The following is a 25,231-nucleotide window of genomic DNA, read 5'->3' on the forward strand; positions in this document are numbered from 1 at the left end:
GGGACGGATCGCGGCGATTCAATCGCACCAAGGGCGCGACGCTGCGTCGCAGTCAGTGCGGATGGTCCTCGGTGGCATAGGGATCGTCCTCGCCGCTCTGCGGTGGGCGCAGCGTATAGCGCTTGTAGGTCCACTGATACTGCGCCGGATCGCGCCGGGCGATGCGCTCGATGCCGGCATTGAGGGCGGTGGCCGCGGTGCGCGGGTCGGGATCGGCCACGGCAGGCGAGGTGGCTTCAATATGCAGGGCGAACTCCATGCCCGGGCCAATCCGCTCGCACCAGCCGTACAGCACGGTCGCGCCGGTGCGCTCGGCCAGCCGGTTGACCAGGGTCATGGTCAGCGCCTCCACCCCGAAGAACGGCGCGAACACGCCGTCGCCGGCCTTGGGCTGCTGGTCGGGCAGGATGCCGGTGGCGCCGCCGTCCTTGAGCACCTTGAACAACTGGCGCACGGCCGGGCCTTCGGCGCGCACCTGCTGCACGTTGTCGCCGCCGCGGACCAGCTGCAGGAAGGCATCGCCCACTTCCTCATCCGGCGCCTTGTAGACGATCGCGATCGGCCCGCGCGAGGCCAGCCACTGGTTGAGCAGCTCCCAGTTGCCGTAATGCGGGGCCGCCACGATCACGCCCTTGCCGGCGGCCAGGGCTGCGTCGTACAGCGCCTCGCCGTGGCGCTCGGTCAGGCGGGCCAGGTTGCGATCACGTGGCTGGGTCCACAGGCGCAGGGTCTCGATGGCCTGCAGCGCGGTCGAGCGCAGCACCTCGCGGTGGAGCACCGTGCGCTCGGCCTCGCCCATCTCGGGGTAGGCCAGCTCGAGGTTGCGACGGGTGACGCGGCTCTCACGGGCATTGAGACGTATCCACAGCCAGGCCAGCAGGGAGGCGAAGGCACGCAGCCAGGACCAGGGCAGGCGGGTGAACAGGGCAGCGGCGCGGTAGGCCAGGCGGGCAGTGGTGTGCGGTTTCATCACTGCAAAGTCTAGCCGCTGGCGGCCAGCCTGTCGGCGCGCGGGCGCGTTAAGGTAGTCCGCCTTCAGTTGCGGAGCCCTGCCCATGCTTGTTCTGATCCAGCGCGTCAGCGAGGCCAGCGTCCGTGTCGAGGGGGCCGTGATCGGCCAGATCGGGCACGGTCTGCTGGCCCTGGTGGGCATGGAACCGGGCGACACCGAGGCCCAGATCGGGCGCATGGCCGATCGCCTGCTTGGTTACCGTGTGTTTGGCGATGAGGCCGGAAAAATGAACCGGTCGCTGCGTGATACCGGCGGCGGATTGCTGCTGGTCAGCCAATTCACCCTGGCGGCCGACACATCCAGCGGGATGCGGCCGGGCTTCAGTACCGCCGCGCCGCCGGCGGAGGCTGAACGCGGATTCAACCGACTGGTCGAGATCTGCAGACAAAAACACGCCCCGGGGGTGGAAACCGGCCAGTTTGGTGCCCATATGGTTGTCAGCCTGGTCAACGATGGTCCAGTGACCTTCCTGCTCAGACCCTAGCCCCGGGACCACCGCCCGGGAACGCGGGGCGCCGGGCTGGTATAATGCTAGGTTCTATTCCCTCTCCCAGCCGGTGGCGCGAGCACTACATGGCCAACGAACGTCCTGCCCAGCAAAACGACATCAAGCTTCTGATCAGCAAGGGCCTGGAACAGGGCTACCTGACCTACGCCGAAGTCAATGATCACCTGCCCGACGACATCGTCGATCCGGAGCAGATTGAAGACATCATCGGCATGATCAACGGCATGGGCATCGATGTCCATGAAGTTGCTCCCGATGCAGAAACCCTGTTGCTCAACGATGGCAACACCGGCAACCGCGAAGTCGATGACACCGCGGCCGAAGAAGCTGCCGCCGCGCTGAGCGCGCTCGACACCGAAGGTGGTCGCACCACCGACCCGGTGCGCATGTACATGCGCGAAATGGGTACCGTCGAGCTGCTGACCCGCGAAGGCGAAATCGCCATCGCCAAGCGCATCGAAGAAGGCCTGGGCCAGGTCCAGGCCGCACTCGGCACCTTCCCGGTGTCGGTGGAATCGCTGCTGGCCGACTACGACGCGCACAAGGAAGGCAAGAAGCGCCTGGCCGAAGTGATCGTCGGCTTCAACGACCTCGTCGAAGAAGTCCCGGCCCCGGCCGTGGCCGAAGACACCAGCGACGACGCTGACGATGACGCCGATGAAGAAGATGACGGCGACGACGTCGAGGAAGAGGCCGGCCCGACCGGTCCGGATCCGGAAGAAGTCGCACGCCGCATGCAGGCCCTGAGCGACGCGTACACCGCGTTCAAGAAGGCCGCTGCCAAGGGCGACCGCAAGCCGCTGGCCAAGCTGCGCGACGACATGGCCGCCGTGTTCGTGACCCTGAAACTGCCGTTGCCGCTGACCGATGTGCTGGTCAAGCAGCTGCGCGACGTCATGGCCTCGATCAAGTCCCACGAACGCCGCGTGCTGAACCTGGCGACCGTGACCGCGCGCATGCCGCGCAAGGACTTCATCCGCTCGTGGGAAGGCAACCAGACCAACCTGGAGTGGGTGGAAGACGCACTGAAGCGCAAGCAGAAGTGGTCCTCGGCCCTGCGTGACGTGAAGGACCAGATCATCGCCGAACAGCAGGCGACGATCGACATCGAGAAGACCACCTGGCTGGAACTGGACGAGCTGAAGGAAATCAGCCGCGCCATGGCCTACGGTGAAGCGCGTGCGCGCAAGGCCAAGAAGGAAATGGTCGAAGCCAACCTGCGCCTGGTCATCTCGATCGCCAAGAAGTACACCAACCGCGGCCTGCAGTTCCTCGACCTCATCCAGGAAGGCAACATCGGCCTGATGAAGGCCGTGGACAAGTTCGAATACCGCCGTGGTTACAAGTTCTCCACGTATGCGACCTGGTGGATCCGCCAGGCCATCACCCGTTCGATCGCCGATCAGGCGCGCACCATCCGTATCCCGGTGCACATGATCGAGACGATCAACAAGTTGAACCGCATTTCCCGTCAGATGCTCCAGCAGTATGGCCGCGAGGCTACGCCGGAGGAGCTGGCCAAGGAAATGGACATGCCGGAAGACAAGATCCGCAAGGTGATGAAGATCGCCAAGGAGCCGATCTCGATGGAAACCCCGATCGGCGACGACGAGGATTCCCATCTGGGCGACTTCATCGAGGACACCAACGTGGAGTCCCCGATCGAGAACACCACCAACATCAACTTGTCTGAAACCGTGCGTGACGTGCTGGCCGGCCTCACCCCGAGGGAAGCCAAGGTGCTGCGCATGCGCTTCGGCATCGACATGAACACCGACCACACCCTCGAGGAAGTCGGCAAGCAGTTCGACGTCACCCGCGAGCGTATCCGCCAGATCGAAGCGAAGGCGCTGCGCAAGCTGCGTCATCCGAGCCGGTCCGAGCAGCTGCGCAGTTTCCTGGATATCGATTGATCGATACCGGCGCATCGCGTTGAAACCCGACAGACCCCGCGCAAGCGGGGTTTGTTTTTTGGGGCGGGTGGCGGCGCGTGGTGTACTCGAGCCTAGCGGCGGCGCAGCGGATGGAGGGGTGTTCGAAGGGGTCGGGATCGCCAGGCTGATTTGGTGATTTCGTTGCGTGTTTCGTAACTTAATTACGGATTTTTTCTCGGTGTTCTCCGGGGTTATGTTATTTCAATCAATGGCTTATATGTTTAATTGGGTTGCGGTTCGCCGAGGATTGGCGTATAGATTCGTAACTTAACTCGTCCCGAAACTCAGGCCATGGCCCGTCCCCGTACCGTCCAGCTCCAGACGCTGTTCGACAACCTGCCTGCCGGCGAGGTCGTCTCAGCTGCCGATCTCGTCGATCGCCTGGGGGTTACCCGGACAACGTTGAGTCGTCTTGTCGCCGAGGCCGGGGACCGCGTGGTGCGACTTGGCCGCACCCGCGCCACGGCCTATGCCGTCCGCCAGCAGACCGCCGCGGGCAGCGAGTGGCCGCTGTTCCGGCTGGGGCCGGACGCCACCCTTGAAGAACTGGGCACGGTCGTGGCACTCACGGGCGAGACCTTCCACGTGGCGACCACCGCCGCACGCCCCAATCTGACCCGTTCGCCAGACGAGACCGTCGACGGCCACTTCCCGGGGCTGCCGTGGTACCTGGACGACCTGCGCCCGCAGGGCTTCCTCGGTCGCACCTTCGCGCATCGTCGCGGGCGTGACCTGGGCGTCCCCGACGACCTCAATCGATGGCAATTGGGTGACACCCTGCAGGCGCTGGTGCGTGCAGGCGGCACCGAGATCGGTGATCTCCTGCTGGGCGGCGATGCCGTGCAGATGGCGTTGCACGCGCTCGATGCGCCTGGCGATCATGTCCTGGCCGGGCAGCGCGCACGTCGTTATCCCGAGCGCGCGGCGGCGGCACTTGAAGGCGAAGACGTCGGATCGTCGCCGGGTGGCGAGCAACCGAAGTTCACTGCCACGGTGGAGCATGAGGGAGGGCGCTATGCGGCGCTGGTGAAGTTCGCGCAGCCCACCGCAGGCGAGGCCGCAGAACGCTGGGCAGACCTGCTGGTCTGCGAGCACCTCGCCCTGCAGTGCCTGCGCGACGCGGGCGTGCCGGCAGCAGCGTCCGAGATCCTCCAGACCGACACGCACACGTTCCTGGAAGTGCAGCGCTTCGACCGCACTGTCGACGTGCTCGGCCGGCGTGGCTTCGTCTCGCTGCTGGCGCTGTCCTCGGCCTTCGCTGGTGACGTGACCGTGGACTGGGGGACGGCTGCCGACGCGCTGCTGACGCAGGGCTGGGTCGATCGCGACGCGCAGGCCGCGATGGGAAGGCTGCACGCGTTCGGCCGACTCATCGGCAACAGCGACATGCATCAGGGCAATCTGGGTTTCCACCTGGTCGATCGCGGCCCGCTGCCGTTGGCGCCCGCGTATGACATGCTGCCGATGTCACTGGCACCCTCGCGCACAGGGGTGCTGCGTGCGGCTGCGCCGCTTGCCTCCATCGCGCCGGAGCGCAGCGGCCAGCTCGCACACCTGCACTGGGCAGCGCCGCTGGCAGTGGACTACTGGCAACGTGTGGCCGGTTCGGCGCTGCTGCGCTCGGGCGTGCTGCGTGACCTGGCGGCGGAAAATGCGCGTCGGGTGCAGGCGATGGGGCAGCGTTTCGGCTGATGTGAGGGTTGTAGTGGAAAGCGCCTGCGGGCCTCCACTACACTGTGCGGCCGCAAGGGCCTATAGCTCAACGGTTAGAGCAGAGGACTCATAATCCTTTGGTTGAAGGTTCGAATCCTTCTGGGCCCACCATCGAATCAGGCACTTAGCATCAACCGTACTGCCGATTCGCAGGTGCGGCAGCTTCTTCCATAGTCACGGCGACGCACTTCTTTTGTCGAGAAGGTGATTTGCGAGTTGCTTGCCGCGGCGCAATTGGGTGCCGTCCAGACCAGCTGCGGCATTGTTCAAGAACGAGGCGCCATAGCGACTTGAACCTGTGCGGAAGTATGCTTCCGCGTATGCATAGGCCATGACCGGGTCTTTCGAGGCCAATGTGCCGTTCTTGTAGATGTCGCTCAAACGCACATATGCGTTTGATTCGCCGGCCGCTCCCGCGGACTCGAGGAATCTGACGGTGTTCTGCTTGTAGTCACGGATCAGATCCGGATCCAGCGAGTTATGTTCGTCTTCAAAAATCCTCGAAGCGTATAGCGCGTAATCGAGCTGGGCGCGGATGTTTCCATGCTCGGCGGCATGGGTGATCGCGGTGAACACCTCTTCACGACTCAGCGGCTCAAGCCAAAGATCCTTGCAGAGCTCGTCGGTCGTACTCCTGACGTGGCCCGTGGTGGCGGAGGCCTCGCGATCAATCTGACAACGCAGATTTGTTTCAACCAGTTCGTATGTCGTCGTGGCACTGGCATCGGCAGGATGCTCGTCGCCTGCCTTCGCCGAAGGCCTGGTCGCCTGGTCCATCAGGCCCGGCGTTCCGGATGCTTCCTGATCTGATCGCGCAGCCGGGTCAGAGGCTTTAGATACTTCGTCAGCAGTGTTTGGCAAGGGCGTGGAATTTTGCCGGATAAGCGATAGTCCAGCGGTTCCTGACAACGCGACAACCATGACAGACGCCACTACAACTACCTTGCGTTTCATCGTGTATCCGGTCCCCTGAAAACCCAGCGTCGGCTGAGCGTAGATTCATAAGGCATCTGCTGCTCTCAGCATGCTGCGGCCAGGATCGGATGCCAACAGCCATGAGCCCGTGGGCCGTGCGGCATTGAAGGTTTCACCGGAAACTTCTGCCGCGACGTCCCGCACTGCATATGAAATCGCATGGAATAGGAATATACAAAAATAGAAGCACAGGACATTTCGTTATTGTTAAGTGTGTGTCCACTATCGTTCCGCCCCGGTTTGCGGCGCCAGTAATGGCTTTGCCGATTTCGCGATGTGGTTTTTCGCATCGCTTCCTGTGCGCGTGGCGATAGTGAAGCGCAGTTTTCCATCGGCCTTGTGTCGATGGCTTTCAGAGAGGTTGATTCATGAAGTTTCTCATTATCCCGGCAGCCCTTGCCGTGACATTGCTTGTGTCCGGTTGCACAACCAGCAGCTGGATCCAGGCGGCCGGTGGCGTGATGCAGGCAAAGGATGACTATGACAAGCAGGCGCGCAACCGGCGCCTCCGCGATGCCAACGCGGCGGCAGCACGTGCGCGCCGGCAGTGAGCGCCGCCCCCATGACCCAGGCGATCCTGCTGGCGTGTGGTGTCTGCGCGAGTCTGTCCGCATGCATGCCCAGCGTTCTTCAATATGACCGCGGCAATCCGGTCGTGATGAGTTCGCTGCAGCAGGAGGCGAGCCGCGAGTCGGTCCTGAGCGCCGCGGGACGGCCGCAGGACGCAATGGTGCTCCCCGGCATCAACGGCGTCTGTTACAACTATCTCCTGCGCAACCGCGGCAACAGCTCGCCCTACTATGTGGCCTTCAACGCGCAGGGGCGCGTGGTCAACGCAGGCTATATCGCCTGCGAGAAGGCTCTCGCTGCCGGGTACCTGGATTCCAGTGAGCCGATCAAGCCGCGCTACTGATTGAACGACAACGCGATGCGCACGCGCGTCATCGCAACAGCGATGGCGCCTGGTCGATCCGCCACGAACCATTCAACGCAAGCACCACCGCGAACGTTCCGCACAGCAACACGTCGGCCTCGTTGTTGTCGCGCAGGGAGCGATCCGCCCCCGGCAGCATGAGTACCTCCACCTCGCCGATGAAGTCATGTCGCTCGTGATGCCGGGCGCGCACCATCACGCGATACGGCCCGCACAGTGTGCGCACCACCGGACGGCTGCCTGCGGCCCGTGCCGCCTTGATCAGGTCGATCACGTTGCCGCGCGGCATGCGCCAGACGATCCGCTCGGGTTGGCCGAACCACTCCAGCGCCTTCACCTCGCGGGTGTGAAGGGCGCGCTTGGGGGGCGTGCGGCTCAAGGCCAGCGCTGCGCGGCGGCTGCGCAAGGCAATCCACAGCATGCTGCCCACGATGAACAGCCCGGCGGCCAGCAGGTACACGAACACCAGCCCAAACCAGGGTGAGCTGTTGGGGATACCGAACAGCATGGCAAAGAAGATGAGCAGCATCATCCCCTTGAGCCACTCGACCTTGGTGTTCCTTGTCGCCATGCCGGATCCCTTGAGACACCCGCAACACGCGGGGAGCCGGCCATTCTGACCCGGCAGGGGGCGCTCGTCAGCGGCTGGGTGGCTTCTTTCGCAGGCTGAGGACGACGATGGCGATCACCGCTGCGATAGCGACCGGGATGAGCATCAAGCCGACGATGATGATCCAATGGTAGATACTGAAACTGCCCATGCGTAAGACCTTCCGTTGGTTGCTTCAATCCTACTATCTTGTCAGTAGGCGGCATCGGGAACTGGGTGGTGGCGCCCATAAGCCGGAACGAACTCCCGCACGGCGCCTTTGGTCCCCGTGTCATTCGGCAGGTGTCGCGGTACCGGCGCCTTGCTAAAACATCCGTCAACCACCTCTCAGGCCATGGATGATGAAGCGACGCTACTCAATGCTGTGCGGCTGCCTGGTAACGCTGCTCCCCGCGGTTACGTACGCGGCTGTGGACCTTGCGGCGCTGGACAAGGACATGGTCGGCCCACGCACCGAGGTCCTCGTGCTGGGCAGCGTGCACCTCAGCGAGCACGAGGCCTTCGATCCCATGGCGCTGGATCCGCTGCTGGACAGGCTGGCGGCCTTCAAGCCCGGCTACATCACCATCGAAGCCATCAGCGGCGAGCAGTGCGATCTGGCCAAGCGCCATGCGGCGGTCTACGGCGATGACTACTGCGCCAGCACGGAGACGGCGAACGCGGCCACGGGATTGGAGGTGCCGGCGGCGATCGTACAGGTCAACAGTACGTTGGCGGCCTGGCCGGCTGCCCCCACCGCCGCGCAGCGTCGCCAACTGGCCGCCCTGTTCCTTGCCGCTGGCGAACGGGCGTCTGCCTACGTGCAGTGGCTGCAGCTGCCCGTGGCCGAGCGACGCGCGGGCGACGGCCTGGACGGCACCTTGGTCGAGCTGCTCAGGCAGATCGAAACGCGCAAGAACGAGAGCTACCAGATCGCTGCGGTCCTGGCCGCGCGGCTCGGTCTGCAGCGCGTGTACGCCGTCGACGACCATACCGGTGACAATCACCAGATCGCCGACCGCAAGGCGTTCAGCGCGTCGCTCCAGCAGGCGTGGAGTGGGTATGGCCCCACGTTCGATGCCATGACGGAACGCGAAGCGGCCTTCATCGCGTCCAACGATCTGCTCTCGCTGTATCGCAGCGTCAACGATCCCGCGGCGCTGCAGGTGCTCGCCGAGTCCAACGTGCGCCCGACACTGGCCGCCGTGTCACCGCAGCACTACCCCCAGATCTGGGTGCAGGGCTGGGAAATCCGCAATCTGCGCATGGTCGCCAACATTCTCGAGGTTGTGCGTGACCACCCCGGTTCCCGCGTCCTGTCCATCGTCGGCGCTTCGCACAAGCCCTGGTTTGATGGCTGGCTGGGGCAGGTCTCGGGGGTGGATATCGTGGAGGCACAGGACGTTCTCAAGGAGTAGGAGGGCGCCGCAGCACCCTCCACGCTGCCTCAGAACCGATAGCCGACTTCCGCACCGACGATGCGCGGGCGGTCGATGGGACCGTAGTAGTTGCCGTCACGGCCGAACGCCAGGTTGTCGAAGATCAACCCGTTGATGCGCCGCTTGTTGGTCAGGTTGTCGACGTACACGCGCGTGCTCCACGGCCCGGTTTCATAGCCGAGCTGCACGCCGAGGATGGCCACAGCCGGCTGATAGGCGCGATTGCGTTCGTCCAGCGCCATGCGGCCATTGAACGATGACTCCACGCGCGCGAACAGCCCGGAGCGGTGCTGGTAGCGTGCGGCAAGATACGCCGTGTACTGCGGAGTGAGTTTGACGTCGTTGCCGGCCAGGCTTTCATTGGCGCCGACGAACAGCTTGCGGTACTCGGCGTCCACGTAGCCCACGTTGGCGGTCAGCGTCAGGCCTGGCAGCACCTCCAGCGCGCCTTCCAGCTCCACACCACGCGAGCGGATGGACGCATCCGAGCCTACGTAGTCGGAGGAGATCGGCCGGCCGTTGGCATCGGTGGCCAGCTGGATTTCCTGCCAGTTGTCCGAGGTGATGTGGAACACCGCGCCACCGATATGCCCGCGCCCGCCGAGCAGGTTCATCTTGAAGCCGAGCTCGTGGCTCCACATCATTTCCGATTCGTAGCGCAGCACTTTGTCGTTGACGACGTCGCTCTGCGCGGCCGCCAGATTGAAGCCGCCCGGAATGTAGCCCTTGGCGGATGCGGCGTAGAACGAGAGCGTGTCGCTGGCGTCGTAGCGCAGTGACACGCGTGGCAGCGTGGCAGTGAAGGTGTGTGCGAGCTCGGCATCGCGATAGAACACCAGGCCGCCCGGGCCCAGATCGAGCGTGCCTTCGCGCTGGCGGGTGGAGCGCTTGGCCTGCTCATGGCGCAGGCCGAGGCTGGCGGTCAGTTTCGGCAGCGAGGGTGGGGTGTAGCTGGCCGTGCCGAACACGCTGTAGTCCTGGCCATCCGAGCCCTGCAGCGGAGCGAGGTCATAGCTGCCCAGGCCGCGCAACGGCGGGCCGACCAGCGTGCCCAGGATGGAGTCCTTGTGGTGCCGGTAGGTGGAGATGCCGGCGATGTAGGTCAGGGCCTGATCGCTGGGGGAGCTGAAGCGCAGCTCGCCGTTCCAGCTGTGCTGCTTGTCGTAGATGCGCCCGGCGAGGGCGGGCGTGGCGGTCATGTCGAAGTCGTAGCCGGCGGAGGTGTCCTCCTCTTGGCGGTAGGACAGGGCCGCATCCAGAGTGCCGCCGGACAATTGCCATTGCGCGCTGGTCCCGGCGACGGTTTCATTCTTGGTGGTGCGCTTGGGCGCATCGTTGATGTAGGTGAAGTCACCGATACCACGGCCGCCGTTGTAGAGATCGCCATAGGTGCGGTTATACAGACCGACATCCAGCGGCAGATATTCGTACTCGAACATCCCGGGTGCACGCGTGCCCAGGTGATAGGCGATCGCATTGATGGCCAGCGTATCGGTCGGCTCCCAGCGAAGTTTGCCCTGCAGGTAGGTTTCCTTGACCTTGCCTTTTACGCCATTGAACGGCGTGAGGTTCTTGAGGTGGCTGTCTTCGTCCGAGGCCATGAACGCCATCGAGCCGAACAACCGGTCGCTCTTGCCAAGCGCGCCGCCGAGGAAGCCATCCACGCTGCGGCCATGACCGTTGCTGAAGGAGGTCAGCCCGACATTGACCTCGCCCTCGGTGGTGGCCGACGGTGCGCGCGTGCGCACCAGCACCAGGCCGGATTCGCTGTTGGCACCGTACAGCGTGCCCTGTGGCCCGCGCAGGATCTCCACCGACTCCACATGGTTCAACACCGCGTTGCTCAGCTCGCGGAACGGAATGCCATCGATATAGACCGAGGCCCGGTTGACCAGAAACGGGTTGGACTCGATGCCGCGGATGGAGATGAACATGTCGCTGAGCTGACCCATCACGTTGAACTTCACGTTGGGGGCCAGCTTGTCCAGGTCGCGGAACTCGGTGACGTGCGCTTCTTTGAGGGCTTCGCGGTTGAGCACGGTGACCGACATGTCGCTCTTGAGGTACGGGGTAGCGCGTTTGCTGCCGGTTACTACGATGCCGTCCAGTTCGGTGGCCTTGGCGGCCGGGGTGGACTGGGCCTGGGCGGGCGCACTGGGCAGCAACTGAAGCGCGGCGAGCACGGCGCCGGCAAGTACAGCGTGTTTCACGAGGAGCCTCTGGGGTGGTGGCGCGCACCACGGTGATGGGGAGGAATCGCGAATGTTATTGTGTAACAATTAGGTGCTGCCGCTCCATTCCCGGCAGGGCGGATCCAGAACTGGACACCTGATGACCTGCGCCACTGCCACTGCCACTGCCACGCCAGCGACTGCCGTGGCTGCACGCGTGGCGGCCGAAAGCGCCGGTCCGCTGGACGCGTGCGTGGGCAATGCCGACGGCTCGGTGCTGATGCTTCGCCACACGTTCGCCGCGGCGCAGGGCACGATGGGTGAGGGCGGTGCGTTGCGCATCGGGCTGCTCACGGCGGGCGGCGGCACCCTGTATCAGCGCACGGCGCTCGGACGCATCGCGCAGCCTTGGCGCCCAGGCGCGTTCAATCTGGTGTTGCCGGACTGCCCGGGCGAATTCCGCAGCCCAGCGCTGGCGCTGCTGGGCCTGGCCATCGACGCGCGGCATCTGCAGGATCGCGGTGTGCGCTTGGAGCAGCTGCATTGCGCGGCATCGGCGCTGCAGGAAGACCCGGTGATCGCCTCGGTGATGTGGGCGTTGTGGCACTGCGCCGAGGCACATGCAGGTTCTGCCGCATTCTTTGAGCACGGTGTCGATCTGGTGCTGCAGCGGTTGGCCGGACTGCCGGTTGCGGCGCCCGCTATGCGACGCGCGCTGTCACCGACGCACCTCAAGCGCGTGCAGGAACTGATCGATGCCCATCTCGGCGACGATCTGGGCGTCGCCCGCATGGCGCAGGAAGTCGGGCAGGAGGCCAGTGGCTTCAGTCGTGGCTTCCGGCTGGCGACCGGCATGACGCCTTACGCGTATCTCACGTGGCGCCGGATGGAGGCGGCCAAGCCGATGCTGCTGGCCGGCCGCAGCGTCACCGAGGTCGCCCTGGCGATGGGCTATGCCAACCCCGGCAAGTTCGCCGCGGCGTTCCGGCGGGTGACCGGGCAGCCACCGTCGCGCTGGGCAGGCAACGCGCGAGGTGAACTGGCTGGCCATGTTTGAGGCCATCGGAGGACTGCGCTATCCTGCGCGCCGCTTTCGCTGCCCCGGCAGGACCCTTGTGATGACGCCACCCTGATACCGCGTTGACGACGCGCCGGCCCTTGCGCTGGCTCAGGGAGTGCTTTGTCTTCATCACACAACGCGCCGTGCGCATCGCCGGTGCGTGGAGTCTGTCCATGTCTGTGTCCTATCCGCTGCGCCAGCAATGGCTCGGCAACATCCGCGGTGATCTGCTGTCCGGCGCCGTGGTCGCCCTCGCGCTGATTCCCGAAGCGATCGCGTTTTCCATCATTGCCGGGGTCGACCCCAAGGTCGGTCTGTACGCTTCGTTCTGCATCGCGGTGGTCACCGCCATCGCCGGCGGCCGGCCGGGCATGATCTCCGCGGCCACCGGCGCGATGGCGCTGGTGATGGTCGATCTGGTCCGCGACCACGGCCTGCAGTATCTGCTGGCCGCGACGATCCTGGCCGGGCTGCTGCAGATCGTCGCCGGCGCGCTCAAGCTGGGTGCCCTGATGCGCTTCGTCTCGCGCTCGGTGATCACCGGCTTCGTCAACGCGTTGGCCATCCTGATCTTCCTTGCGCAGTTGCCCGAGCTGATCGGGATGCCATGGACGGTGTACGCCGTGTGCGCGGCCGGTCTGGCGATCATCTACCTGCTGCCGCTGCTGACCCGGGCGGTGCCTTCGCCGCTGGTGGCGATCGTGGTGCTCACCGGGCTGTCGATCTGGCTGGGCCTGGACATCCGCACCGTCGGCGACATGGGCGCGCTGCCGGACAGCCTGCCGACCTTCCTGCTCCCCGATGTGCCGCTCACCTGGGAGACCCTGCGCATCCTGCTGCCGGTCTCGGCCACGCTGGCGGTGGTGGGGCTGCTGGAGTCGATGATGACCGCGCAGATCGTGGAAGACATGACCGACACCCCCAGCCAGCGCAACCGTGAGTGCGCTGGACAGGGCCTGGCCAACATCACCGCCGGGCTGTTCGGCGGCATGGGCGGCTGCGCGATGATCGGGCAGTCGGTGATCAATGTGTCCTCCGGCGGCCGTGGCCGGTTGTCCTGCCTGGTGGCGGGCGTGCTGTTGCTGCTGCTGGTGGTCTACGGCGCGGAGTGGGTCCGGCAGATTCCGATGGCCGCGCTGGTCGCGGTGATGATCATGGTCAGCATCGGCACCTTCCACTGGCGCTCGTTCGCCGAGTTCCGGCTGCACCCGAAAAGCTCCTCGGTGGTGATGCTGGGCACGGTGGTCGTCACCGTGGCCACGCACGATCTGGCCAAGGGGGTGCTGACCGGGGTGCTGCTGTCGGCGCTGTTCTTCGCCCGCAAGGTGGGCCGGATGCTGGACATCGCCGAGGCCGACACGGCCGACGGCACCCGGGTCTACACGGTCAGCGGGCAGGTGTTCTTCGCCTCGGCCGGGCAGTTCGCGGCGGCCTTCGACCTGCTGCATGTGCCTGAGCGCGTGACCATCGATCTGAGCGGCGCGCACTTCTGGGACCTCAGCGCAGTGGGCGCGCTGGAACGGGTGACCGGCAAACTGCGCGCACGCGGGGCGCAGGTGGAGATGATTGGACTCAATGCGGCCAGCCAGACACTGGTGGAGCGCCTGGGACACGGCGACCGCAGCACGGGCGCTCACTGAACACGGTCAGGATTCGGCACTCAATATCGCCGCCATGACGCCGTTATCCAGCTGAGTCCCTTCTCTGGGCCGGTGCCGTCGCGGTGCCGGCGGGCGATATCTGCACAGGGCAGGGCAGTGGCATCGATCCCCGCTGGCCGCGCCGTGATTGCACCGCGCGCGTGCCGGCCCGCAATGGATTGCGTGTTTCCGTGGCGGCGCATGCGTGCGCCCGCCGGTATGCCCTTTTTCCGGAACCGCCCCATGCCCGTGTCCCGCCCCACTGCTTCCAAGCGCCCTGGCAGCATCGCCAACCGACTGATGCTGGGTACGGCGTTGATCGCCATGCTCTGCTTCGGTGTCACCGCTGCCATCAGCTATGGCGAAGCCAGCGCGTCGCTGGTGGATGCCTCCCGCCACACCATGCAGAGCGAGGCCCAGGCCGAAGCGCTGCGGGTGAGTGGTGATCTCTCCAGTGCTTTCGCCACCAGCCAGGCGCTGGCGCAGAACCTGCTGGTGCAGCGCGCTGCGGGAACGCTGTCGCGGGCGACGGTGTCTGCGGTGATCCACCAGCAGGTGCAGGTGCACCCGGAATGGGTGGGCTTCGGCACGTTGTGGGAACCCGACGCCTTCGATGGCAAGGATGCCGAGTTCGTCGGCGCCGAGGCACACGATGATACCGGCCGGTTCATGAGCTACTGGGCCTGGCACGACGGCGCGCCGATGCAGGATGCGCTGACCGGCTATGACGTGCCCGGCGATGGCGACTGGTATCTCAAGCCGAAGGCGCTCAAGCGGCAGACCGTCGCCGAGCCCTACACCTACGAGATCGGCGGTCAGAAGGTGCTGATGACCACGCTGTCCACCCCGGTGACCGATGACGGCAGCTTCCTCGGGGTCGTGACGGTGGACTTCGCCCTGGCCGCATTGCAGAAGCATCTCGCCGCGCTGCGCCCGATGGGCGAAGGCCATGTGGAACTGATCTCGCCCGGCGGCATCGTCCTGGCCGCGAAGGACGCCAACGAGATCGGCAAGCGTCGCCAGGATGCGCTGACCACGCAGGTACTGGCGGCGGTCAAGGCAGACAAGACTTTTGATGCCTTCGAGCCGGATGCGGCAGGCAACGTGAAGACCTACGTGCCGCTGCGCATCGGCGGCAGCGAAGAGCATTTCGCGCTGGGTGTGATCGTGCCGCATGCGCTGATCACCGCGCAGGCACGTGCGCTGCTGTGGATCATCCTGGCCGTTGGCCTGGGCGCGGCACTGGTGCTCAGCGGCAGCGTGTACGTGCTGCTGCGCCGTCAGGCGATCCGTCCGTTGGCCGATGCCGTCCGCCTGTCCGCAGACGTGGCCGAGGGGCGTCTGGATACACCGCTGCCGCCCGCGCGCAATGACGAAGTCGGCCGCCTGCTCGAATCGATGCAGCGCATGCGCAGCCAGCTGCGCGCAGTGATGGCCGCGCAGGGTGAGATGGCCCAGCGACATGAGGCGGGCGAGCTGAGTTACCGCATGGACGCGCAGACCTTCCCCGGCGAGTACGGCAAGATGGTGGAAGACACCAACCAGCTGGTGGGCGCCAACATCGCAGTCACCCGCCGTCTGGTCGAGGTGATGCAGCGCTACGCGGTCGGTGACCTGAGCCAGGACATGGACCGCCTGCCCGGCGAGCAGGCCGCTTTCACGGCTGCAATGGATACCACCAAGGCCAACCTGCGTGCCATCAATACCCAGATCGGGGATCTGGCCGGGGCGGCGGCGGTGGGTGATTTCAGCCAGCGTGGCGATGTGGTGCGCTTCGACCACGACTTCCGCGCGATGGTGGAAAACCTCAACACCATGATGCAGGTCAGCGATGACAACCTGCAGCAGATTTCCGCGCTGCTGCGCGCCATCGCCGCGGGTGATCTCACCGCACGCATGCGTGGTGAGTTCCATGGCGTGTTCGCCCGGATGCGTGACGATGCCGATACCACGGTGGCGCAGTTGACCGACATCGTCGGCCGGATCCAGCAGGCCACCGGCAGTATCAACCTCGCCGCCGGCGAGATCGCCGCGGGCAACAGCGACCTGTCGCGCCGCACCGAGCAGCAGGCTGCCAGCCTGGAAGAGACCGCCGCATCGATGGAAGAACTCACCTCCACGGTTCGCCAGAATGCCGACCACGCGGTGCAGGCCAACCAGCTCGCCGCCGGCGCTGCCGAGGTGGCTTCGCAGGGCGGTGTGGTGGTCGGCCAGGTGGTGACCACCATGGCGGGCATCGAGGCCTCGTCCAAGCGCATCGCCGAGATCATCTCGGTGATCGACGGCATCGCGTTCCAGACCAACATCCTGGCGCTGAACGCTGCGGTGGAAGCCGCGCGTGCCGGCGAACAGGGCCGCGGTTTCGCGGTGGTGGCCACGGAAGTCCGCGCACTGGCGCAGCGCTCCGCCGGGGCGGCCAAGGAAATCAAGACCTTGATCGACGACTCGGTCACTCAGGTCAGCGCGGGCTCGGCCCTGGTGCAGACCGCCGGCCGCACGATGGAAGAGATCGTCACCGGCGTGCGCCGGGTCAACGACATCATGGCCGAGATCTCGGCAGCCTCGAAGGAGCAGTCCGCCGGTATCGAACAGGTCAACCAGACCATCACCCAGATGGACGAGACCACCCAGCAGAATGCCGCGCTGGTGGAGGAAGCGACGGCGGCCGCGCGTGCGATGGAAGAGCAGGCGCAGCAGCTGGGCACGGCGGTGGCGATCTTCCGCCTGCAGGCCAGTGCGGCGGCGGGCACACCGGCGCGTCGTGCCACGCCCGCGCGGACCGCTGCGCGCGTGCCCGCAGCAGCAGTGGTCGGCGAGGACTGGCAGACCTTCTGATCCGGACCGGCGCGCCGGTGCCAACGGCGCGCCGGCAGGGCCGGTTCACCCGGTGCTCACCGCCGGGCATTGGTAATCGGCGCTATTCTGTTTGCCGATGGTGAGCACATGACCTCTCGTTCCGACCGGCTCGGCCTGACCGCGTTGACTGCCCTGGTGGTCGGATCGATGATCGGCGCCGGCATCTTCTCACTGCCACAGAACATCGCGCGCAGCGCCGGCCCGGGTGTGGCCTTGATCGGCTGGATGATCAGTGGCCTGGGCATGTTGATGCTGGCCTTCGTGTTCCAGAATCTGGCCAACCGCAAGCCCGAGCTGGATACCGGTATATACGCGTACGCGCGCGCCGGGTTCGGCGATTACATCGGCTTTTCCGCGGCGTGGGGCTACTGGGTCTGCTCGCTGCTCGGCAACGTCAGCTACTTCGTGCTGATCTTCAGCGGCCTGGGCTATTTCGTGCCGGCCTTCGGCGAGGGCAATACCTGGCAGGCGGTGGCATGCGCCTCCGTGCTGCTGTGGGCGATGCACGCAATGATCCTGCGTGGCATCCGCCAGGCCGCCTTGGTGAATGCGGTCGTCACCGTCGCCAAGATCGTGCCGATCGTGGTGTTTCTGATCATCGCCGCCGTGGGCTTCAAGGCCGATATCTTCACCGGCGAGTTCTGGGGCACGGCCGAACTGGGCAGCCTGGGTGAGCAGCTGCGGGGCATGATGCTGATCACGGTCTGGGTGTTCATCGGCATCGAGGGTGCCAGCATCTACTCGCGGCGCGCGGCCAGGCGTTCGGATGTCGGGCGCGCGACGATCATCGGGTTTGTGTGCGTGCTCGCGCTGCTGATGCTGGTCAACCTGCTGTCGATGGGCGTGCTGCGCCAGGAAGCGCTGGCACAGGCGCGCAATCCCTCGATGGCCTTCGTGCTGGAGGCCATCGTCGGGCCCTGGGGCGCCACGTTGATCATCATCGGCATGATCGTCTCGGTGCTGGGGGCATTGCTGGCATGGGTGCTGCTGTGCGCCGAAGTGCTGTATGCGGCGGCGGGGGATGGCACGATGCCGGCCTTCCTCGGGCGCGAGAACGCACGACAGGTTCCCGCCAACGCGCTGTGGCTCACCCACGGGCTGATCCAGTTGTTTCTGATCATCACCCTGTTCAGTGCCGGCACCTACACCAGCCTGGTGCTGCTGGGCGCATCGATGAGCCTGGTGCCCTATCTGTTCTCGGCCGGTTACGGTGCATTGCTGGCGCTACGCGGGGAAACCTATGGCGGGCAACCCGGGCTGCGGGTCCGCGATCTGCTGGTGGCCGGTCTGGCCACGGTATACGCGCTGTGGCTGGTCTATGCCGGTGGCCTGTCACAGGTGCTGCTGTCGGTGTTGCTGTACGCACCGGGCATCGCCATGTTCGCGGCCGCCAAGCACCAGCATGGGCAGCGGATATTCACCCGGGCGGAGCAGGTGATCGTGGCGGGCGTGATCGTCGTTGCCGGCTGGGCGGCGTGGGGTCTGTACCAGGGTGATCTACACCTGGCGTGAGCCCAACGGGATCGACTCAGCCCTCCCGATGGCCGCGCGCCTCCGGTTCGTTCAGCAGATCGATGGGTGTCTCGACACCGCGGCCGACGCTCCACAAAAAAGCCCGGTCAATGACCGGGCTCTTCATCCACGCCTGCGCGCTGCTTACCAGCGCATGCCGGCGAAGGGGTTCCAGCTGGTATCGCCCTTTACCTTTTCAAGGTAGTACGAATAGTTGGTGGTCAGCGCGATCAGCACCGACCAGGCCACACCGATCGCACGGCCGACCACGTCCGGCAGGAAGGCCACGACGACCATCAGCACCAGGGTGATGCCCAGGATCGTCAGCGCCTTGCGCCACATGCCCAGGATCAGCAGGTAGATCCAGCTGAAGAACAGGGCGAACAAGTTGAAGTTGACCTTGATCTTCTGGCCGAACGGCAGCGTCTTGTACGCGGCCTTGAAGGTCGGCGAATTGGGGGCGCCGTGCTGTTCGAAGAAGTTGAAGCGGAACTGCCACTTGGGGCTGTAGGGGGAAGCAGTGTTGGAATCCATATCAGAATCGTATGTTGAAAACGATTACATGATAGCCGCAAGCTCTTGATTAGCGCCAATTTTTCGACGCTTTGCACGCCCCCTGTCAGGGACTGCGCGCACCGTCACACATTCGTCCCGGTTTTCCGATAGGGTGCGCAATCCGCGCGGCCGGAAGCCCCGCGGGTAATGAGAAGTCAACGAGATGCCAGACCATGTCCATTGATGTGATGACCCCCGATCGCCCGCAAGCAGGGCCGCAGATCACCCCGTGCCCGGTTGCCACCCAGGCACAACACCTGCTTGCCCAGCTGCAGTTTTCGCAGGTGAGCGCCCGCGCGCTGTCGCGCCTGCCGGTAGACACCGACCTGGCCATCGCCGCTACCGTCGCCTGAGCCGCTGCCGCACCCCGTCAACGCTGCCGGCCCGCCCCCTCCAGGGCGAAAAACTGCGCACCACTGGCGGCGCTTCCTCCTGCCGAGGCCATGGGGACCGGTCGCGTTGCGGCAGGGGGCTGATCGCCGCCGCCCGCAAGATGAATGGGCAGAAGCCCATGGCACAGGGCCTGCGCGCCCTTGGCCGCGAGAGGGCCTCCACTTGTCTCGATCCAAAAGCTGAATGCGGAGAAATCCCCGGTCCGCCCTTCGCGCGCACCTTACATTTCGCGCCATAGACTGAGCCGCATTTTTCGTCTCAAGCGGTTTGGAGAGTTCGTGGGTTCCGGTAGTCACAGACATACGCTGCGTGCCGGTCTCCGGCCTGCGCCGACAGGACGAATGCGTGCCATCGTGTACGCCGGGCTCAGGATGCCCCTTTCCACACTTGGCACCCCCGGCCTGGCACGCCCTGCACAGGGACACCGCGCATGAGTACCCAGACCCTGAACGCCCTGCTGGATGCCGGCCGGGCGACGTTGCCGGCCGAGTCGCCGTTGCCGATGCCCGAGCAGTCCCTGCGCGAAGGGCAGCTGCAGGTTCCGCGCCAGCGCACCTCGCCGCGGATGATCGGGCTGCGCCGTTTCTACATCCTGGGCGGTACCGCAGCCATGACCATCGCCGCCAGCCGGATGATGTGGAAGGTGCTCGCCGTTGATGGCATCAGTGTGCTGGAAGCCTGCCTGCTGGTGCTGTTCGTGGGCCTGTTCGCCTGGATCGCGTTGTCCTTCGCCGGGGCCGTGGCCGGCTTCCTGACCGCGGTATTCGATCGGGGCTACAAGCTCGGCATCGACCCGGATGCGCCGCTGCCGACCGTGCATACGCGCACCGCGCTGCTGATGCCGACCTACAACGAAGATCCGCGCCGGTTGCTGGCCGGGTTGCAGGCGATCTACGAGTCGGTGGCCGAGACCGGCCAGCTGGCGAATTTCGATTTCTACGTGCTCAGCGATACCCGGCGCGATGACATCGGCCAGGCCGAGGAAGCGGCCTTCCACGCCCTGTGCGACGCGGTGGGCGGCCATGACCGCATCTTCTATCGTCGCCGCGGCGACAACGGTGGCCGCAAGGCCGGCAACATCGCCGACTGGGTCCGCCGTTTCGGTGGCGCCTATCCGCAGATGCTGATCCTGGATGCCGACAGCCTGATGACGGGCGACACCATCGTGCGCCTGGTCGCCGGCATGGAGCACAACCCGGATGTGGGGCTGATCCAGACCCTGCCGGCGGTGGTCGGCGGGCGCACGCTGTTTGCCCGCATGCAGCAGTTCGGTGGCCGCGTGTACGGCCCGGTGATCGGCCGCGGCGTGGCCTGGTGGCATGGCGCGGAGAGCAACTACTGGGGCCACAACGCCATCATCCGCACCCAGGCCTTCGCCGAGCAGGCCGGCCTGCCGTCGCTGCCGGGCAAGGAGCCGTTTGGTGGGCATGTGCTCAGCCACGATTTCGTCGAGGCCGCCCTGATGCGCCGCGGTGGCTGGGCCACCCACATGGTGCCGTACCTGAAAGGCAGCTACGAGGAAGGCCCGCCCACCCTGACCGACCTGCTGGTGCGCGATCGCCGCTGGTGCCAGGGCAACCTGCAGCACGCCAAGGTGGTCGGTTCCAAGGGCCTGCATTGGGTCAGCCGCATGCACATGCTGGTCGGCATCGGGCACTACTTCACCGCGCCGATGTGGGCGATGCTGATGTTGATCGGCATTGCGATCCCGCTGTTCCAGGGCGGCATCGACCTCAATGAAGTGCTGCATCTCTCGCCCGGCGTGTACTGGCGCCACCAGGACGAGACCCAGGTGATCCGCATGTTCGCCATCACCATGGTGGTGCTGCTTTCGCCCAAGGTGCTCGGCTATCTGGCGATGCTGCTGGAGCCGGTTGAACGCCGTGGCTGCGGTGGCACGATCCGCGCGTTCATCTCGATGCTGCTGGAAACCATCCTCGCCGCGCTGATGGCGCCGGTGGTGATGTACGTGCAGTCGCGCGGTGTGGCCGAAGTGCTGGCCGGCAAGGACTCGGGCTGGGACGCGCAGCAGCGCGACGATGGCGGCGTGTCCTGGTTGGCGCTGACGCGTGGCTACGGCGGGCTGAGTGTGTTCGGCCTGTTCATGGGCGCGCTGGCCTATGCGGTCTCGCCCTCGCTGGCCGCATGGATGGCACCGGTGGTGATCGGCATGGTGCTGGCGATTCCGGTGGTGGGCTTCACCTCCTCGCGCACCGCTGGCGTCTGGATGCACCGGTTGGGCCTGATGGAAATCCCGGAAGAATCGGCCCCGCCGAAGGTGCTGGTGCGCGCGGCCGAGCTGCGCCGTGCTGCGGCCGAGGCACATCCCGCCGGCTGATCACGGCCATCCAGGCATCGCCCCCATTGCGGTGGGCCGCGGTCATAATGCGGCTTGAACGTACTGGAGCCGCCTGATGCTGGATACCGTGGAAAACGAAACCGGCGCCGACCCGCAGTGGTCGGTGCTGTGGCTGCATGGCCTGGGTGCCGATGGCCATGACTTCGCCCCGATCGTGCCCGAACTGGTGCGCCCGCACTGGCCGGCGATCCGCTTCGTGTTCCCGCATGCGCCGGTGCAGCCGATCACGATCAACAACGGCGTGCCGATGCGCGCCTGGTATGACATCGTCAGCATGGATTTCCGTTCGCGCGCGGACAGCGCCGGGGTGGACGCCTCGATCGTGGAACTGGAACTGCTGATCGAGCGCGAGGTCGCCCGCGGCATTCCGGCCGAACGGATCCTGCTGGCCGGCTTCTCGCAGGGCGGGGCGGTGATCCTCAGCGCGCTGCTGCGTCGCACCCGTCCGCTGGCCGGGCTGATCGCACTGTCGACCTATCTGCCGGATCCGGCCAAGGCGGCTGCCGCGCGCGTGGCCGATGCCATCAGCGTGCCGGTGTTCATGGCCCATGGCACCCAGGATCCGGTGATCCCGGTGGCGATCGCCGAGCACACCGCGCAGACGCTGAGCGCGCTCGGACTGCGGGTGCAGTGGCACACCTACACGATGGCCCACCAGGTCTGCGCCGAGGAGCTGCAGGCGCTGGGCGACTGGCTCGAGGCGCGCTTCGCCGCCTGACGCCATGAGCGACCCGCGCCAGCAGTCCTGGTTGCCCGAGCTGTGCCGCCTGCCGCGCCTGGCGGCAATGCTGGGGTTGGCCGAGCTGGTGGTTGTCGTAGTGGCGCTGGCCCCCGATGGCAGTCGCCACTGGACGCTGCCGGACTTCCTGTCCGCCAGCGGCTTCGCGTTGTGGCTGGCGCTGGCAGTGACGGTCAGCCTGTGCAGCGTGCGCGCGGTGCTCTCGCGCCTGCCCGAAGTGCCGGGCATGGTGCTGGTGGTGCTGATGACCGGGCTGATCGCCGGTGCGTGCGCGGCGATCGTGCATGCGCTGTACGGCGTGCTCGGCGGCAGCAGCTTTGCCCAGGCGGTCGGCTTCTGGCGGTTCACGTTGGGCAGTGCGGCGATCACCGCGCTGATCACTGCCCTGGCGCTGCGCTACTTCTACGTCAGCGACCGCGGCAGCGCGCAGATGCTGGCCAACGCACGGGCCCAGGCCGATGCATTGCAGGCGCGGATCCGGCCGCACTTCCTGTTCAACAGCATGAACCTGATCGCCAGCCTGCTGCGGCGTGATCCGGAGGTGGCCGAGCGCGCGGTGCTGGATCTGTCCGATCTGTTCCGCGCCGCGCTCGGTGCCGGCGATGGCGATTCCACCCTGCAGGCCGAGTGCGAACTGGCCGAGCGCTATCTCTCGATCGAATCGCTACGGCTGGGCGAACGCCTGAAAGTGATCTGGCTGCGCGACGAGCCGCTGCCTTGGTCGTTGCCGATGCCGCGGCTGGTACTGCAGCCACTGGTCGAAAATGCCGTACTGCATGGCATCTCGCGGGTGCCCGCGGGCGGCACGATCGTGCTTGCACTGTCCAGTGACGGCACGAATCTGCGCATCCGCGTGCGCAACCCGGCGCCGGATCCGGCCACGCGCGGGCTGCCGCTCCTGCAGGGGGCCGGGCATGCACAACGCAACATCGCCCATCGCCTGGCCTGGCGCTTCGGCCCGGCCGCGCGGATGACGGGGGCGTGGGCCGACGGCTACTATGCTTGCGAAATCACGGTCCCGGTCCAGTGAGGAAACTGTCTTGAAGGTGGTGATCGCCGACGACGAACCGCTGGCCCGCGAGCGCCTGCGCTCCCTGCTCGCTGACCAGGCCGGCATCGAGGTGGTGGCCGAGGCCGAGAACGGCGAACAGGCGCTGCACGCCTGCGCCGAGCTGCAACCGGACCTGGTCCTGCTCGACATCGCCATGCCCGGCCTGGACGGGCTGGAAGCCGCGCGCCATCTGGCCACCTTCGAGCCACGCCCGGCGGTGGTGTTCTGCACCGCATACGACGCGCATGCGCTGTCCGCGTTCGAGGCGGCCGCCATCGACTACCTGATGAAACCGGTGCGCCCCGAGCGCCTGGCGGCCGCGCTGGAGCGTGCGCGCACCTTCCTCGCCGGCCGCAGTGGCCCGGCGACCGCCGCCAGCCAGCAGGCGCGTACCCTGCTGTGCGCGCGCCTGCGCGGCAGCCTGCGGCTGATCCCGGTCGAGGACATCCACTACCTGCAGGCCGAAGAAAAATACGTCGTGGTGCACCACGCCCGCGGCGAAGACCTGCTGGAAGAGTCGCTGAAGTCGCTGGAAGAGGAATTCGGCAACCGCTTCGTGCGCATCCACCGCAATTGCCTGGTCGCCCGGCACGAACTGGTCGAGCTGCGACGAAATGGCGCAGGCCAGGTCCAGGCGGTATTGCGGCATGGCCACGGGCCGCTGGAAGTCAGCCGCCGTTGCGTGGCCAGCCTCAAGCAGGATCTCAAGTACCTCTAAGTGCGGGTGCGCCCGACCGTTGGTCGATACGCCCCTGTGCGTCGATAATGGCGCCATGAAGACCCTGCGCATCGCCACCCGAAAGAGCCCGCTTGCCCTGTGGCAGAGCGAATATGTTGCCGACCGCCTGCGCCAGGCGCATCCCGGTCTGGACGTGGTGCTGGTCCCGATGAGCACGCGCGGCGACGAGGTGCTGGATCGTTCGCTCGCCGCGATCGGCGGCAAGGGCCTGTTCCTCAAGGAACTGGAACTGGCCATGCTGCGTGGCGAAGCGGACTGTGCCGTGCACTCGCTCAAGGACGTGCCGATGGAGCTGGACGCGCCGTTCGCGCTGCCGGCGATGCTGACCCGTCATGACGCGGCCGATGGTTTCATCTCCAATCTGTACGCCTCGCTGGACGCGCTGCCGATCGGCGCGCGGGTAGGCACCTCGTCGCTGCGCCGCCAGGCCCAGCTGCGCGCGCTGCGCCCGGACCTGGAGCTGCAGGACCTGCGCGGCAACGTCAACACGCGCCTGGCCAAGCTGGACAACGGCGGCTACGACGCGATCGTGCTGGCCGTGGCGGGGCTGGAGCGGCTCGGCCTGGGCCACCGCATCGTGGCGCGGCTGGCGGCACCGGACTGGTTGCCGGCCCCGGCGCAGGGCGCGGTGACGGTGGAATGCAACGGTGAGGACGCGGCGGTGATGGGCCTGTTCGCGGCGCTGGACGATGCCGACACACGTGCCTGCGTGGAAGCCGAGCGCGCCATGAACCGTGCACTGCACGGCAGCTGCCACGTGCCGGTGGCCGGGTTCGCGCAATGGGAAGGCGAGAACCTGTTCCTGCAGGGCCTGGTCGGCGGGGTCGCCGATGGCCGCATCGTGCGCGCGGAAGCGCGTGGCCCGGCCAGTGATCCGGAGACGCTGGGCCAGCGCGTGGCGCGTGGCCTGCTGGATGCCGGTGCCGGGGAACTGCTCGCGGTGTAGTGCCGGCCGCGGGGCCGCGCCCCCGGCCCCCGGGGCCGCCCCCCATCCCGGCCCCCGCCCGGCCCCCCCACCGGGGGGGGGGCGGGGGGCCCCCGCCGCGGAAGAT

General features: G+C 66.2%; 22 protein-coding genes and 1 tRNA gene. 17 read left to right on the forward strand and 6 right to left on the reverse strand.

Going from position 1 to position 25,231, the window contains the following annotated elements; all coding sequences use genetic code 11:
• Positions 1–52 precede the first annotated feature (52 nt).
• Positions 53–970, reverse strand: a complete 918-nt coding sequence (locus ABE483_RS09075; RefSeq protein ID WP_313219504.1) for a lauroyl acyltransferase — start codon at positions 968–970, stop codon at positions 53–55.
• Between the two features lie 85 nt (positions 971–1,055).
• Here ABE483_RS09075 and dtd point away from each other — a divergent pair, with 85 nt between their 5' ends.
• The 4 genes from dtd (at position 1,056) to ABE483_RS09095 (ending at position 5,278) form a co-directional block, all read left to right on the forward strand.
• Positions 1,056–1,496 carry a D-aminoacyl-tRNA deacylase gene (dtd, locus tag ABE483_RS09080; protein WP_313219505.1) on the forward strand — a complete coding sequence of 147 codons (441 nt, stop codon included), beginning with the start codon at positions 1,056–1,058 and terminating at the stop codon, positions 1,494–1,496.
• 89 nt (positions 1,497–1,585) lie between these two features.
• Complete coding sequence (gene rpoD, locus ABE483_RS09085; protein ID WP_121040252.1) at positions 1,586–3,433, forward strand: RNA polymerase sigma factor RpoD; 1,848 nt, start codon at positions 1,586–1,588, stop codon at positions 3,431–3,433.
• A 312-nt stretch (positions 3,434–3,745) separates the two neighbouring features.
• Positions 3,746–5,146, forward strand: coding sequence for a type II toxin-antitoxin system HipA family toxin YjjJ (gene yjjJ / locus ABE483_RS09090; RefSeq protein ID WP_346481551.1), 1,401 nt, complete (start codon positions 3,746–3,748; stop codon positions 5,144–5,146).
• Between the two features lie 56 nt (positions 5,147–5,202).
• Positions 5,203–5,278 (forward strand) — tRNA-Ile (locus ABE483_RS09095).
• Between the two features lie 63 nt (positions 5,279–5,341).
• Here the strand turns inward: ABE483_RS09095 and ABE483_RS09100 are convergent.
• Positions 5,342–6,121, reverse strand: coding sequence for a hypothetical protein (locus ABE483_RS09100; protein ID WP_313209077.1), 780 nt, complete (start codon positions 6,119–6,121; stop codon positions 5,342–5,344).
• 389 nt (positions 6,122–6,510) lie between these two features.
• Between ABE483_RS09100 and ABE483_RS09105 the strand changes: the two genes are divergently transcribed.
• Complete coding sequence (locus ABE483_RS09105; RefSeq protein ID WP_346481552.1) at positions 6,511–6,693, forward strand: hypothetical protein; 183 nt, start codon at positions 6,511–6,513, stop codon at positions 6,691–6,693.
• Between the two features lie 11 nt (positions 6,694–6,704).
• Positions 6,705–7,055, forward strand: coding sequence for a hypothetical protein (locus tag ABE483_RS09110; protein ID WP_313209078.1), 351 nt, complete (start codon positions 6,705–6,707; stop codon positions 7,053–7,055).
• 28 nt (positions 7,056–7,083) lie between these two features.
• Here the strand turns inward: ABE483_RS09110 and ABE483_RS09115 are convergent, their stop codons facing one another.
• Positions 7,084–7,608, reverse strand: coding sequence for a hypothetical protein (locus tag ABE483_RS09115; protein ID WP_346481553.1), 525 nt, complete (start codon positions 7,606–7,608; stop codon positions 7,084–7,086).
• A gap of 106 nt (positions 7,609–7,714) precedes the next feature.
• On the reverse strand, positions 7,715–7,837 hold the full coding sequence (locus ABE483_RS09120) for a hypothetical protein (RefSeq protein WP_346481554.1): 123 nt from the start codon (positions 7,835–7,837) through the stop codon (positions 7,715–7,717).
• A gap of 208 nt (positions 7,838–8,045) precedes the next feature.
• On the opposite strand from ABE483_RS09120, the gene ABE483_RS09125 reads away from it, so the two are divergent.
• Positions 8,046–9,083 (forward strand): DUF5694 domain-containing protein, encoded by a 1,038-nt coding sequence (locus tag ABE483_RS09125; RefSeq protein ID WP_346481561.1) that lies wholly within the window; start codon positions 8,046–8,048, stop codon positions 9,081–9,083.
• A 29-nt stretch (positions 9,084–9,112) separates the two neighbouring features.
• On the opposite strand, the gene ABE483_RS09130 is transcribed toward ABE483_RS09125, so the two are convergent.
• Positions 9,113–11,314, reverse strand: a complete 2,202-nt coding sequence (locus ABE483_RS09130) for a TonB-dependent receptor (RefSeq protein ID WP_346481555.1) — start codon at positions 11,312–11,314, stop codon at positions 9,113–9,115.
• Between the two features lie 121 nt (positions 11,315–11,435).
• Here ABE483_RS09130 and ABE483_RS09135 point away from each other — a divergent pair, with 121 nt between their 5' ends.
• The 4 genes from ABE483_RS09135 (at position 11,436) to arcD (ending at position 18,343) form a co-directional block, all read left to right on the forward strand.
• Positions 11,436–12,332: an AraC family transcriptional regulator gene (locus ABE483_RS09135; RefSeq protein WP_346481556.1), complete on the forward strand. Its 897-nt coding sequence runs from the start codon at positions 11,436–11,438 to the stop codon at positions 12,330–12,332.
• 176 nt (positions 12,333–12,508) lie between these two features.
• Positions 12,509–13,975: a SulP family inorganic anion transporter gene (locus ABE483_RS09140; RefSeq protein ID WP_346481557.1), complete on the forward strand. Its 1,467-nt coding sequence runs from the start codon at positions 12,509–12,511 to the stop codon at positions 13,973–13,975.
• 243 nt (positions 13,976–14,218) lie between these two features.
• Entirely contained in the window at positions 14,219–16,810 is a 2,592-nt protein-coding gene (locus ABE483_RS09145; RefSeq protein WP_346481558.1) for a methyl-accepting chemotaxis protein, read from the forward strand.
• 108 nt (positions 16,811–16,918) lie between these two features.
• The gene (gene arcD / locus ABE483_RS09150; protein ID WP_346481559.1) at positions 16,919–18,343 is read left to right on the forward strand and encodes an arginine-ornithine antiporter; all 1,425 of its coding nucleotides are present in this window, start codon (positions 16,919–16,921) and stop codon (positions 18,341–18,343) included.
• 144 nt (positions 18,344–18,487) lie between these two features.
• Here arcD and ABE483_RS09155 read toward each other — a convergent pair whose 3' ends face one another.
• Positions 18,488–18,877: a DUF2628 domain-containing protein gene (locus ABE483_RS09155; RefSeq protein WP_313209085.1), complete on the reverse strand. Its 390-nt coding sequence runs from the start codon at positions 18,875–18,877 to the stop codon at positions 18,488–18,490.
• Positions 18,878–19,071: 194 nt separating this feature from the next.
• Between ABE483_RS09155 and ABE483_RS09160 the strand changes: the two genes are divergently transcribed.
• From ABE483_RS09160 to hemC, 6 genes are all read left to right on the forward strand, one after another.
• Entirely contained in the window at positions 19,072–19,251 is a 180-nt protein-coding gene (locus tag ABE483_RS09160) for a hypothetical protein (protein WP_313209086.1), read from the forward strand.
• 470 nt (positions 19,252–19,721) lie between these two features.
• Positions 19,722–21,629 carry a glucans biosynthesis glucosyltransferase MdoH gene (gene mdoH, locus ABE483_RS09165; protein WP_313209087.1) on the forward strand — a complete coding sequence of 636 codons (1,908 nt, stop codon included), beginning with the start codon at positions 19,722–19,724 and terminating at the stop codon, positions 21,627–21,629.
• Positions 21,630–21,702: 73 nt separating this feature from the next.
• Positions 21,703–22,368 (forward strand): carboxylesterase, encoded by a 666-nt coding sequence (locus ABE483_RS09170; protein WP_346481562.1) that lies wholly within the window; start codon positions 21,703–21,705, stop codon positions 22,366–22,368.
• Between the two features lie 4 nt (positions 22,369–22,372).
• Positions 22,373–23,419, forward strand: coding sequence for a histidine kinase (locus ABE483_RS09175; RefSeq protein ID WP_313219528.1), 1,047 nt, complete (start codon positions 22,373–22,375; stop codon positions 23,417–23,419).
• 10 nt (positions 23,420–23,429) lie between these two features.
• Complete coding sequence (locus ABE483_RS09180) at positions 23,430–24,158, forward strand: LytTR family DNA-binding domain-containing protein (protein ID WP_313219529.1); 729 nt, start codon at positions 23,430–23,432, stop codon at positions 24,156–24,158.
• Positions 24,159–24,213: 55 nt separating this feature from the next.
• Positions 24,214–25,125: a hydroxymethylbilane synthase gene (gene hemC, locus ABE483_RS09185; RefSeq protein ID WP_346462917.1), complete on the forward strand. Its 912-nt coding sequence runs from the start codon at positions 24,214–24,216 to the stop codon at positions 25,123–25,125.
• Positions 25,126–25,231: the final 106 nt, after the last annotated feature.

It is taken from the genome of Stenotrophomonas sp. TWI602, assembly GCF_039674045.1.
Lineage (GTDB): Bacteria > Pseudomonadota > Gammaproteobacteria > Xanthomonadales > Xanthomonadaceae > Stenotrophomonas.